Origin of the sequence: Haloferula rosea, assembly GCF_016595525.1 — a bacterium.
In the GTDB taxonomy this organism is placed as follows: domain Bacteria; phylum Verrucomicrobiota; class Verrucomicrobiia; order Verrucomicrobiales; family Akkermansiaceae; genus Haloferula; species Haloferula rosea.
Window position 1 is genome coordinate 125,741 of sequence record NZ_JAENII010000008.1, and the last position, 12,356, is coordinate 138,096.

Annotated in this window: 12 protein-coding genes; 3 read left to right on the forward strand and 9 right to left on the reverse strand. The window is 58.8% G+C overall.

The features are described from left to right. Positions 1-42: 42 nt before the first annotated feature. The 3 genes from JIN81_RS11580 to JIN81_RS11590 are packed head-to-tail and all read right to left on the reverse strand — an operon-like array spanning position 43 to position 3,226. Positions 43-2,214: a hypothetical protein gene (locus JIN81_RS11580; RefSeq protein WP_200279444.1), complete on the reverse strand. Its 2,172-nt coding sequence runs from the start codon at positions 2,212-2,214 to the stop codon at positions 43-45. Continuing rightward, positions 2,211-2,747: a prepilin-type N-terminal cleavage/methylation domain-containing protein gene (locus tag JIN81_RS11585; protein ID WP_200279448.1), complete on the reverse strand. Its 537-nt coding sequence runs from the start codon at positions 2,745-2,747 to the stop codon at positions 2,211-2,213. The genes JIN81_RS11580 and JIN81_RS11585 overlap by 4 nt, the downstream gene beginning before the upstream one ends. Continuing rightward, complete coding sequence (locus JIN81_RS11590) at positions 2,744-3,226, reverse strand: hypothetical protein (RefSeq protein ID WP_200279452.1); 483 nt, start codon at positions 3,224-3,226, stop codon at positions 2,744-2,746. Before JIN81_RS11590 ends, JIN81_RS11585 begins: the two co-directional genes overlap by 4 nt. 9 nt (positions 3,227-3,235) lie before the next feature. Here JIN81_RS11590 and JIN81_RS11595 point away from each other — a divergent pair, with 9 nt between their 5' ends. Beyond that, positions 3,236-3,835, forward strand: a complete 600-nt coding sequence (locus JIN81_RS11595) for a hypothetical protein (RefSeq protein ID WP_200279455.1) — start codon at positions 3,236-3,238, stop codon at positions 3,833-3,835. A gap of 115 nt (positions 3,836-3,950) precedes the next feature. Here JIN81_RS11595 and JIN81_RS11600 read toward each other — a convergent pair whose 3' ends face one another. From JIN81_RS11600 to mutL, 5 genes are all read right to left on the reverse strand, one after another. Further along, positions 3,951-4,976 (reverse strand): hypothetical protein, encoded by a 1,026-nt coding sequence (locus JIN81_RS11600; protein WP_200279458.1) that lies wholly within the window; start codon positions 4,974-4,976, stop codon positions 3,951-3,953. Further along, positions 4,973-5,551 (reverse strand): hypothetical protein, encoded by a 579-nt coding sequence (locus JIN81_RS11605; RefSeq protein ID WP_200279461.1) that lies wholly within the window; start codon positions 5,549-5,551, stop codon positions 4,973-4,975. Before JIN81_RS11605 ends, JIN81_RS11600 begins: the two co-directional genes overlap by 4 nt. A 17-nt stretch (positions 5,552-5,568) precedes the next feature. Continuing rightward, entirely contained in the window at positions 5,569-6,465 is an 897-nt protein-coding gene (locus tag JIN81_RS11610) for a hypothetical protein (RefSeq protein WP_200279464.1), read from the reverse strand. Between the two features lie 267 nt (positions 6,466-6,732). Then, positions 6,733-7,509 (reverse strand): hypothetical protein, encoded by a 777-nt coding sequence (locus JIN81_RS11615; RefSeq protein WP_200279467.1) that lies wholly within the window; start codon positions 7,507-7,509, stop codon positions 6,733-6,735. 442 nt (positions 7,510-7,951) lie between these two features. Next, positions 7,952-9,733, reverse strand: coding sequence for a DNA mismatch repair endonuclease MutL (gene mutL / locus JIN81_RS19485; protein ID WP_200279470.1), 1,782 nt, complete (start codon positions 9,731-9,733; stop codon positions 7,952-7,954). 121 nt (positions 9,734-9,854) lie between these two features. Here mutL and JIN81_RS11625 point away from each other — a divergent pair, with 121 nt between their 5' ends. Both JIN81_RS11625 and JIN81_RS11630 read left to right on the forward strand, forming a co-directional pair. Beyond that, positions 9,855-10,229, forward strand: coding sequence for a HesB/IscA family protein (locus JIN81_RS11625; protein ID WP_200279473.1), 375 nt, complete (start codon positions 9,855-9,857; stop codon positions 10,227-10,229). Then, positions 10,229-10,978 carry a hypothetical protein gene (locus JIN81_RS11630; protein WP_200279476.1) on the forward strand — a complete coding sequence of 250 codons (750 nt, stop codon included), beginning with the start codon at positions 10,229-10,231 and terminating at the stop codon, positions 10,976-10,978. The genes JIN81_RS11625 and JIN81_RS11630 overlap by 1 nt, the downstream gene beginning before the upstream one ends. Before the next feature lie 26 nt (positions 10,979-11,004). Here JIN81_RS11630 and JIN81_RS11635 read toward each other — a convergent pair whose 3' ends face one another. After that, complete coding sequence (locus JIN81_RS11635; RefSeq protein WP_200279479.1) at positions 11,005-12,270, reverse strand: peptidylprolyl isomerase; 1,266 nt, start codon at positions 12,268-12,270, stop codon at positions 11,005-11,007. Between the last annotated feature and the right edge of the window lie 86 nt (positions 12,271-12,356).

Sequence of the window (12,356 nt, forward strand, 5' to 3'; positions counted from 1 at the left end):
TGCGATAGGCAACCCACGTGATCACGCAGGAAACCGCCGATTTCAGGGGTCTTGTGTGACATATAGCTCGGCTCGACGCTCCTCGACCATGACCAGCCAGTTCATCATGGTGACCGGAGGAAGCGCCGATGGATGCCGGATCTGAGTAAGATTGACGGCAATATTCGAGTGCGCCACGTCCACATCGCTGCCCGTTTTCAGATCGAGCAGGTGGACCGCAGAGTCCCCTCCTCCACCCGAATCGCCGGCGAGATTCCCGACCTGACCGGAAATACTAAGTTTGAAAGGGTCGATCTCCGCTCCATACCGCTTCTCTGGCGCAAAGAGCGAACTGGGCGGGTAGTAGGGAGATGGAATCCCGGAGTCGAGCGGAGGCGGCACCGCGATGGTGTTGAAATCGTCGGCGATGTAGAGCCTCAAATTGGTCACGAGCGAGAACCCCTTGTCGAATTTGCTGAGATCCGCGCACTCCTTGAGCACCACCCCGTAGTCGAGTTCCGTGCAGGGAATCGACGGTTGTTCAAGGTAGGCATGCCCCGGATACGCCACATTGACCACCAAAGAATGGTTCACGCTGAGATCGTCAGCTCCAACCGTTTCAAGGAACCCCTCCATTCTTTCCGGATAGACCTCCACACACCATTTCTCATCCTGTAGCAGTGCCACCTTGAAGGGGTAGGACGGACGATAATAGCCGTACTTCAACGAGCCGACCAGCGGATCTCCAAACCGGGCATTGGTGAACTGCACATCCCCACTTGCCGCCGACTCGTAGTAGAATGAACCATTTCTCCCGTAGGCCACATCCACCGGATAGGGGAAATTGACCGTCTCTCCCTCAACCGCGCATCGGATGTAGCCAGCGGGCAAGGCCGCATCGCTGGGGTTCTCATCGAGCCTGATGTCGAGAACCTGAAGACTCCCCCCCTTGAGATACTCGAAGCGCAGGGCCGTCGGCATCGGGTTGTATTCATCCACCGTGTCCGTGATATCGAGTCGCATCGCACACTGCTTCGCTCCGACCGAGTACTCGTCCCATGTCGTGGAAGAAAGCACGTCCGTCTCGGGATTGTGGGCATGGCGATCGAAGAAGCTCGCACCCCGGTTGATCGGGAAAAAGGCCGCACGCCCCGCCTCAGATGCCAGGGAAACCGGCATGAAGGTCTCATGATCCACCTCGAAGCGCTCCCTGACCCCTGGAGCGAAAGGGCTCGACCCCGCCTGCATGTTTCCCACCGCCGCGCTGTCATCGATCTCAATGCCCCGCCTTCCCGAAATCCGGGATAGGGTCATACCCTCCTCGATCCTCGCACGGGTCGCGAAGACACCACCTTCCACCACCGCATTCTCCCACGCGCTTCCATCCGCATGTTTTCCCAATACTGCAAAGGCCTCGGCAGAGATCGCAAGCTGCGAGGGAATCTCGAATACGGACACCACGAAGTCCCGCTCCATGTTGTCGACTCCGGTGCGGGAGTCATCGTCTTCCGCGAGGTCGAGGCTGAATGCCCACCAATTCCGCTTCGCCACGAAGGGCTGGCCCGGTTCGGCATAACCGAATCGGATGTTCGGATAGGGGATCAGGTTGAACTCAGGGTGTTCATCCACCGGGAGCCCCAGGTGTGCTTGCGCCCGGTCGCGATACACCTTCTCGCGGCTGATGATTGGATAAAGCCTGTCCCGAACCAGCATGGTCGAATTGGCGGAATCCAGTGGTGCCGGAAAGCCAGGCCCCATGATCCGTCCCGTACCGGGTGATACATCCCAGCTGTGAGGGTCCGGCTCGATGGGATCGAAGGTCGTCAGGATGTTTCCATAGGCCGAGTCACCCGCGGTGGCCTGAAAGGTGTTATCCAGACCGAACTGGGACTTGAGATCGGAATCCACCGAGGTTCTCGCATTCGCCTGATCAAGTGCTTCGGAGAACAAGCTTTTCCATCGGACCGCCTGTCGGGTCGCTGCACTGTCGTTCGAACCGGACCTCATTGCCATGATGGCCCGATTCGGCACGAGGTTGACGATGGAGCGCAGAATCTCCTCCTCCTTGTCGGCGTAGTCGATTCTCAGAGTCGTCACCTTCGAGACATCCTGGGAAGTCACCGAGGCATTGTAGCTGGCCACCATCATCATGATCATCACCACGCCCAATGACAGCACCATCAGATAGGACACATACCCACGACTGCGCTTACGGAAATTTTCCTTCGTCTTCATAGCTGTTGGGTTCCCGAGTAGACCAGTTCTTCACCATTCGGGCCCGAGAGAGTCATCCTCAGAATACCCTGTTCGACTGCGAATGTAACATCCGCCGGCTCCTTCGAGATCGCCCAATCCGGCGAACCGACCACTCCGCTGTCGGGGATCAGGCGGTAGTACAAGCCCGGGCCGAGTCCTCCCCCCGGATCCTCGAACGAAAGCACCGAAGCCCTTTCCGTTCCATCCGACTCCATGAACCTCAGCACCAGGACCTTGGCATCCTCGAGAACCGCACCGTCACCGGACCGCAGCGATGCCATGTCACTGAAAAGCTGGTAACCTTCGGCGCTGCCAATGACACGAACCATGTAGTTGCTGATCAACGGTGCCTCTCGCACCAGGAAGTCTTGGGCACGGAAGATCCTCAGGAAACTCATCTGCTGGTTGAAGAGCATCAGACTGATCGCCGCGACCATCATGCCCACCGACATCGCAAGCGTCAGTTCGACCAAGGTGTAACCCCGCTTTCTCCTGAATGAAACCCTTCTCATTGTGACCGGACCACCGTTCTTGATTTGACATATTCCCGCCCCCCGAGCTCGTAGATGAGCAGGCTTTGAAACTTCCATACCTTCATCCCCGCCGGGTTGGTGGCGGCGGATCCATTTCCGCCATCCAAAGGGAAGTTGTTGGGATCAGGAGTCCTGGTGCGTATCACCTTCGCCACGAGCGCGGTCGCTCCGGGAAGTTTTCCCAGTTCCACCGTCGATTCGGCCTTCGAAGGATACGCAGGCCATGGAGAATCCCCACCGAGCAGGTCCGCAAAAGGCAGGCGCTGGGCGTAGGCCTTCTCGTAGGTCAGATAAGCATCCGTGATCGACTGCTGAAGCGTCCACTGACGCGGAGCCGTCACATTGACGGCCAGCTTCAGAAGAATGAGCGATAAGCCGGTCAGGAAGGTCAGGGCATAGGTCGCCTCAATGAGGATGGACCCACGTCGATACTTGTTCCTGCGGGAAGATGGCCTCATGGTACGCCCATGCGCAAACTTCTTGCCCTTTGCTGGTTCATCCTCGCCGGCACCCTTTGCGGCCAAGCCGTCCTTGAACCCCCGTTCGGGCTGAAGTGGGGCAACTCCCCCGACCAGTTGCTCGACTGGGCCGGCCGCCATGACCTCGACATCCGCATCACCATGCCCGGCAAGCAACCCGACATGCGGATCTTCCGGGTCGAATCTCCCGCCGGCACCCTCCCCTCGAGCCAGGCCAGAGCGGTCGAGGGTCGATTCATCCAAGGCCGCCTGATCGAAGTCACGATCCACCACGGCAACCCGGGCGCACTCGCTGACACGGTGGAGAAGCAGTTCAATGAGACCAGGAGAGAGCTCGCAAGGAAACACGGAAAGCTCACCGCCAATCAGCAGGAACGGCGTGTGGAAGATCAGTTCTCCACCCGCACTCTTTCGTTCCACAGGGAACCCGTCCAGGGGTTGTTCCTGCTGCTTGCCTTCACGGAAGTCGAAGACCTGCTCCGAAAGTCCCGAAGCGCCAGATTCTCGATCATTTACCGCAACGACAATCTGCGTCGGCGACTCGAAGCCGCTCCAGCGACCGGCGGGGGAACAACCGGTTCGAAGTGATTCAGTGGGTTTCATTCCCCCTTATGGATTGATTATGATGAGTGCATCGAGCGCCTCCGGCTGAATAGTTTGACTACCGGGGCCGCGTTCACTGTCCGTCGAGTGCGGCAACCCGCTACTCCACCGTGGTGACTGTCCCGTTCAGGGTCAGATCCCGGTTGATACTAAAGCTGACGTAGTCAAGTCGATCGGTGCCGAATGGGGTCTCTGTCAGAACTTCAAGAGTCCAGGTGCCACTTGAGTCAATCACCTGATCCCAGTTCTCGATGGTGAGCACACGATCGTGGGGAATCGCATCGTTGATGATCACCGCCGACCCGGGCACCGCGGCACCGACAGTGCCGAGTGACTGGCTTCCCTTGTAGATCTGGGCATAGGTCCTCGAGTCCGGATAAAGATCATTCAGGGTCACCGTGAGTGTGGGTGTCGAGAACCTCAACTGGTCCCCATCCTCGATTCCGGCGATCGAGCCATCTGCCACCGGCCACACCTGGACATACTTCGAGGCCAGCTGAGACTCGGGAGCCTGATAGTCAGGAAGAGAGTTGATCGTGATCCTCTCCTCGCCGCGTAGCTTGGATCGATCGGCTCCCGGAAGGTTCGTCAGTGGGTAGTTGAGCACGTAGGTTCCGTTCTGACCAATGTATCCTTCGGCCAGTTTGGTCGCTTGCTCACGATCCAAGCCAACCCCGACACCATTGCCATAGCTCTGGACGTGCTGCAGGATTTTCACCATTCGGGCCGCCAGAGGAGCACTGGGATCACTGAGCATCCCGTTGAGGGTAACCGTCACGGTGAAGGGCCGGTCAGCACGGGTCCTGGGGATCGTCACATAGGGATCCTCTGTCTCGATCACCACGGAAGCCTGAGGCACGTAGGCGCCGACATATTTGTGATCCAACAGATAGTCGGCGAGCGTGCTGTTCTCGACAGTCCACAATTCAAACCGGGCGCCACCCGGGTCGATGGCAAGCGGAGACAGTTGTTGTCCTGTCTGAGCGACCGGCACCTGCCATTCGGCGTTCGAGAACACCTGGACCTGTCGAATGAAATTGATGTAGCTGTCGGCCTTGGCGAGCGGAGCAGCCAAAGTGCAACTCAGTGCCACGAGTGGGCAGAATCGATGGATCGGGTTCTTCATGGTTCTTCGACGTTTGCAGTTTCAGCAGGTTCCTCGGGTGCCACATAAGGGAGCACCGAGATCGGTCCGGTTTGGTAGGTGGCCACCACCACCTGCCGGCAGTCCTTGAATGATTCCAGCATGGCCTCTGACAACGGAGCCTGGCCCTCCGCTTGCGCGCGGGTGACCTCAACGGTGCGAATCCATGCACGGTTCTGCATCAGGAAATCGGGCCAGTTCACCAACTGGGGATTCTCAGGCAAACCCATCACCCCTCGAAGGTCCGCAGGAAGGTGCAGAACGGCCCGCTTCGGAACGAGGGTCGCGGTATTGCCCCGCTTCAGGACCTCGGACCGTGCAATGAGGCTTTCTGGTTTGAAGGGCTTCGAACTCTTCACCTCCTCTGGGATGTTGGCAGTGGCGAGTTGACCGATCGGATTGACCGCCCGGCCGCGCCCTGCCTCGACGATCGAATCGTGTGTGGCCGCATCGCGGATCACCGCCCGTGGCGGCGCCTGATCACCACAACATCCGTCTTGTGCCCCAACAGGCACGATAAGAGCTGAGCAACCGAATAGAATCTGAATGGTCTTCATGGTCGTGGTTTTCTGGATCACCTGATTTCGTCGTCGATGTTTCCGGAAGGATCTTCCTCACCATTGGGACCACCACCGCCTTGGCCGGGGTTCGAGACGTCAACACCATCCACGTTGTTGCCGTGTCCATTGTTGTTCTTGCAGTAGTCGAAGCTCGCAAGAACCACGAGGTCCTGAAGGTCGAAACCCGAAGCATTGGTGTTCGTCTGACCGAGCTCGATCAGATAGATGACATCCTTCGGTCCGATGTTGATGTAGCCGCCCGCATCAAGGTAGGGCTCGAGGAAGCTCTCAATGTTGCCTTGGTTGAAGGCAGGAACACTCGAAGGAGGGCGCTGTCCATTCACCAGAGCGATCACATTATCGGTGGGATAACCGGTCGAGCGCCAATCCTTCCAGCGGCTGCCGTCGTAGCACCTAGCCCTGATATCAATGGGCTGACCGGCTGGAACCGAACTCGCAAAGTAGGTCTGATTCGGCTTCACCTTGTCCTGGGTATTGTAGAAGAACTGATTCCAGGTGCCGCCACCGATCCGCACCTGGGCCTGCACATAACCCCACACCGGTTTGCCCCTTCTTGTCCCGATCTGGTAAGACGCACCTAGAACACTGATTTCCATGCACAGGTCCGTGGTGGGAGTCACGGTGTCGTCGTCGGGGTCGACGTCGACCACGTCATTCGCCGCTTCGGGATACTGGATGTCCCAGGTCAGCGTCGGGTGAGTGCCGGTCTGCACGAGGGTCGGGAACGCATCAAGAGTTCCAACCGGAATCAATGGTTCCTTGGGCTGGTTCCCGTTTCCGTTCCCGTTGTTGCCATTGCCATTTCCGGCGAGGGCAATCGTGGGGCTGACAAATGACAAAGTCATGGCAAGGGCAGCTGCCGGCAAGGCAGCTCGTAGGCTGGTTTTCATGGCTGGTGTGGGTGTGGGACATTAGGAAAGGAGGCTTCCGGATTCCGATGTCGGGACAGACGATCGGGGGAAGACGGCCCGGAGGAGGGAAAGGCACGGTGCAATCTGGCTGGATATGCGCCGTGACGGTTCGGGACAGAACCCCTCTCCGGGCCACCGGAAACTCACTCGGGACGTGAGCATCCGGACAACTTCACTAGGGTGTAATCAATTCAATCAATGAGGCGGGTAAGGTTCGGTGTAACAGCAGGGTAAATTCGGGTCATCCTAATCGCTCCAGCCCCGCCACGGGCCGGCGGGAACATCGTGCTCTTCGACAAATCGCCATTGGACCCGCTCGCCGCTTTGCAGGCCGAGGTAGTCACGGATTGCCGGACTCACATCGATGCCGGCGCCTCCGTTGCGGTTGTCGCGGGGTTCTTCCCCATCAAAAACGTATTGCCAGTGATCGGTCTGGAACGGGCCGACATCTTCCCAGCGGCCGTAGCAAACACGGCCCTTGCGGTGGATGGCGATCCAACGCCCCTTGCAAACCGAAACCCCTTCCCCACGATATTCGGTCCAGAACCAAGGAATCACTTCGGAGGCCTCGGGACGGTGGCGGAAATTCGACCCAATATCGTTGTATGGCAGGGCGACATAAAACGGATTCAGCTTGGGCTGGAAACCTGCCGGCAGAAGACCATTCCGACGCTTCGGGTCATCATAGCCGCCGAAATTCGATTCCCAGTTGGGATCCCAGGCGCTCGCGTGATTGGGCGTCGGGTTGTTCTCGGTTGGCTCTTCTCCCACCCAGAATACGGTGGCCACGACATTTCCACGCCAAGCGGCAACACGGCGGAACATCTCGGTCGGACTCTCGAGCACAATGGTCGCAGCTGGCGGAACACCAAACGGATCACTCAAGCCCGGCAATGCTGAACGACGATCCTCAAGGAGGGCCTCGTGGGTGATTGCCAGGCGATCTTCCAGCTGAGTCGCCCCACTCACAACTCCCAAGAGGGAAAGCGCGATGAAAAGGTGACTGGAAGGACGAGCAGGCATGATCTTTTTAAAGTTTCGGACGCAGTCGGCGACCTACGTGATCAAGTATGTTTATTTCGGAAACCTAAACAAGAAGTTTCTGCAGAAAAAATTGAACGCTTTAGAATCAAGGTTGTCTAAGCGGAATTTGCCCCGGGACGCACACCGGAAATCCCGGGTTCTCCCCCAAGTACACACGAGACTTCAAATGGGCCCCGGGGCAAAGAGTATAAAGGATTCCGCGCCATCGCCTGTGGTGAAACAGCCCCAAATTCTGCGGGCATTTCCAAGTTGAAGCGCGTCTCATTCCGGCGGACCGAAATGATGCCTGATAGAGAACCAACTCGAACGCATGAGCTCAAGGGTATTTTAAGAAAATTTGAACATCATTGAGTTCAAATGGTCCACAATACCTAAAGACTCTAATTTTTCAGGCTCCTCTGCGGTCGGCTGGTCGGAGGACTCAAGCTCCTCCGAGGCGCTTTTCGAGCTCTCGAATGGAGAATTCGGTCATCGTCGGCCTCCCATCCGCCCCGCAGTACGGCAGGTCACAGCGAAACAACTGCTTCAGCAAGGCCATCGCTTCGCCAGGTCGCGGAGATTCCAGCAGTGCTGCCTGACGGGCCAGCGACTTGGCCAGACGATCGAGAGCAAAGCGGGAGCGGGCCGCCGCCCCTTCCACCAACTCGTCTGCCACATCCAGAAGCAGTGCCCGGATCTCGCCCGGATCGAGGAATTCGGGGATCGCGGCCACACTCAGTGCCCCTCCGCCGAAGCTCTCCAGTTCGAATCCAGCTTCCGCAAAAACCGCTTGGTGCCGCAGCATGGTCTCCACCTCTCTCGGACCGGGTTCCAAGATCAAGGGAACCAGCAGAGCCTGGGACTCCACCACCCCGCCAATCGCCAGCCAGCGCTCGTACAGGATCCGCTCCCGAGCGGCCCGCGGATCGAGAAGCACCAACCCATCCTCGGATTCCAACAGGGCATAGCGCCCGTGAAGCTCTCCAATGAGGCGGAACTTCTCTGCCGATGACACCTCCTCCTTGTCCTCCGATTTCAGGGGCAGCGGCTGATCGATGACCGGAGCGACCCATTCGCGCCGTGGGAACGGATCCACCGGAGAAGTCTTTCCAGCCGGCTCTGCATGGAGGCGGTCCTGGGGTGGCACGGGTGCGGGCTTGGACGCAGAGAATACCGGGGGTGCAGCGGATGCCGCCTGAGGTCGAGGAAGATCGGTCGCGACGCTATTCTCCTTGGCTTGTTGGAGTCCCTCCTGGACCGCCCGAGAGATCAGTTCCCTGAGCTCATGAGGGCGATGAAGTCGAATTTCACGTTTCGCGGGGTGGACATTCACGTCGACTAAAGCCGGATCCATTTCAATCCACAGCCAGGCAGCCGGATGCACGCCATCGACAAGTCCACCTCGGAACCCCTCCACCAGTCCCCGCGACACCGCGGAGTCCTCGACAGGACGCCCATTCAGAAACACGCATTGGTGGCGCCGTCCCTTGCGGGCATGGCTGGCGGGAAGTACGAAGCCCTCCACCTGCGCCCCCTTGCCCTCGACCACTGGCAAAGTGAGCAACTCCGAACCCGTCTCCGTGCCGAGCATCCAACGAACGCGGTCACGGCGCGACATCCCTGCAGGAAGATCAAACACTTCGCGCTCGTCCTTGCGGAAACGCAGCCGCACCCCCGCAGCGGCGAGGGCATGCAGCCGAAGTTGGTGCTCGATGTGCGCCGACTCCGTCGTCTCGGTGCGCAGGAACTTCCGTCGCGCCGGCACGTTGAAAAAGAGATCCCTCACCTCAATCACCGTGCCCGGAGCGCAACCCGCTTCCCGGATTTCGCCGATCGTTCCACCCTCCACCTGAACTTCATGTCCGGCGACTTCGTCCGCCTGCCGGGTGGTCATCCTGAATCGGGAGACACTGGCAATACTCGGCACGGCTTCGCCGCGAAATCCAAGCGTGCGGATCTGATGCAGGCCACCGGCATCGCGCAACTTGCTCGTCGCATGCCGTTCGAGGGACAGCAGCGCATCCTCGCGTGACATGCCACTTCCGTCGTCTCCAACGCGGATCAGGGCCGCCCCTCCCCGTCTGATTTCCACCAAAACCTCGCCAGCGCCGGCATCGATGCTGTTCTCGACCAACTCCTTGACCACGCTTGCCGGACGTTCCACCACCTCGCCGGCCGCCACTTGGCTGGCCAGGATGTCGGGAAGAACTTGGATCCGGGGCACGGGAAGGATTTACGTGCCCGGCCCGCCGAGCCCAAGTGCCAAGTTGGGCAACGGCCCCAAGACCGGACCGATCCGGGAATTTTCCATTCCCAAGTCGTGATCCCGCTCTTATCAGTTCCCCATGATCTCGATCAACCAACGGGCCAGCGAGGCACTCCGGGACCTCCTTGCCGAAAAGCAGGCTGGGCCGACGGCCGGGCTTCGCCTTGCGGTGAAACGCGGAGGCTGCGCTGGCTGGCAATACGAAATGAAGATCACCGAACCCGAGCCCAGCGACCACATCATCCAGTTCGATGGTGGACGTTTGATCGTGGATGCCGAGAGCACGGAACGTCTCAAGGACTGTGTGGTCGACTACGAGGACTCCCTGTCCGACGCAGGATTCCGGATCCGCAACCCTCAAGCCGCCCGCTCATGCGGATGCGGCACCTCATTCGAAGCCGTCGGCGAGACGCCTCCGGACCCTGAAGAAATCGAAGACTGCGGGAAGCCCTGATGCCGAAGAAAAAGGACGCACCGACCTGGAAGCGCAAGCCCCACTTCTACTGGTGGACGCTTGCCAACGCGCTTGCGATCTGCGCGGCCATTCTCAGTTGGGTGCTGTGCCTTCATGTGTTCGGTCACCCCGAAATCCCGAAGAATTACGAACTTCTCAAGCGCCTCGACCTCGCCAAGCCAGCCGTTGGCTTCGAACTCCAGAAGGCACCTCCAGGCAATGCCGCGGACCCACGAGCCCTGTATCGGCGCTATGCCGAACTCGATGACCTATCCACGCAGAGACTGAACCGAGGCCTCCTCAGGAATTACCTCACCGAATTGCCTGAACCCGGACTCATCCAGTACATCGAAGGCAACTTCAAGATCACCCACGTTCGCGAACTCTCGGAAGACGATCTGTTTCATCCGGGATTCGTCGTCCGAGCCCGGGCCATGGTTCGCCCCGACGAGTTCTCGGAAGCCGCCCCTTGGCCGGTCACTATCGACTATCTTTTCCCGACACAAAATGCGTCAGCTGCCGACTGGTTCCAGCCCGGCGATCAGCTTGCGGTCTCCAAGGTGCCGAACTGCGCCCTGCTCCTCCACGTCACCCGGACGCAGACGGAAGACACACCGCTGGTCCGCCTGACCGTCGTCCCCATCGCCATGGGCGACTACAAGATCGGCAAGAATCGCAGCTTCACGATCAGCACTCCGACCGAGCTCAACCCGTCCGCTCCCTTTCCGGTCTTTCCGGAAGGATCCTGAGCGACCACAAGTCCCCAGCGGAAACCCTACTTGGAAAGGGTCAGTTGCCCGCTTCCAATCGGACTCCAAAAGGGATCATTGAAGCCCTCAAGGAAGTGGCGCCCGATCAGATTGGAAGCGTCTTCGGAATCAAAACCCAGCCTCGCACGAAGTGGCGTTGGGATGTTGGACGAGGTGATTTGCAGTGAAGCGCCGTATCCTTCAGCGACATACGAGAGGCTGGTGATAACTCCATCCGATGCATCGACGCTGTAGTTCGTTGTGCCTCCCGTGCCAGTGGAATCAAAGACGAACGTGTAGGTAATCACGTTCGGCGGCGCAGTATTCAAAACCAGGGTTCTGTTGGCGAGAGTCGCCGGGCTCAGACCGCCCGGATGACGGGTCAGGAGCATGTCGAAGAATGCCTTGGGAGCAGCAATCTCGTCCAGTTGGGTGGAGGGTTCGGTCCCAAAGTCCGGATCGATGTGACGCCGCGTGGTGGGAGACCACGACAAGAGGTCAGAGGACCGACGAAACGAAAAGAAGCTCCCGGAACCCAGCGGTTCATCATGATCGAAATGGACCGCATTCTCCTCGACTCGGAGTTCACCAAGCGGCGGACCCACGTAGGGTAGATTCTGGGCGTGTTCATCGAAATCGAGCGCTGCCTGCCCCACCCTCTCAATGGTCACGTTTGAGATCGTCGTGGTCCCCGCTCCGCCGAAAATGATGGCATCCACGACGGCGCGGCTGGCCGGATCCGTGACACTTCCAAAAATCGAATTCACGTCGTCAAACCGGGTCAAGATTGTGTTTCCCGTGAACATGATCTGACTCCCATTCGTATTCGGGCCCCGGTTGATCTCCGGCCCGAAGAGAGTCCCTGTGAAGTTGGCCAAAGCCGACATCGACACGTTGTAGCCGTTGTGACGAAGCGATGCATCGAATTCATCCGGAACGGCGTAACCCGGGCCACCAACCGAACTACTGGTCCCGGATCCCGTGAGCGCGTAAAAGGTGCTTGGAAGAGGGAAAAAACCGAACTCATTGACCACCGAATAGAACGTCTGTCCGTTGTAGAGCGGAGCCCGGGTCAAGCGACCGGTATTCGGATCGATCCGATTCCGAGTTCCCTCGGCGAGCGTGATGAAGTTGGCCACCGTCTTGGGTGCCTTTTCATATTCGAGGACGACTTCGATCGTGCCCTTGTTGGTCACGAACTGGGCGAAGATTCCATCACCTTCAGAGGTTTCAGCTCTGACCGCCGTGATGGAGCCGGCAATGAGGATGAGGGAGCACAGTGATACCTTCATTAAGGGTATCTAAACTTTCAAGACATCCAAATTCAATCGCGAATCCCCGCAGGCACCCGAGGAAACAAGGCAAAAGAGGCCAAATC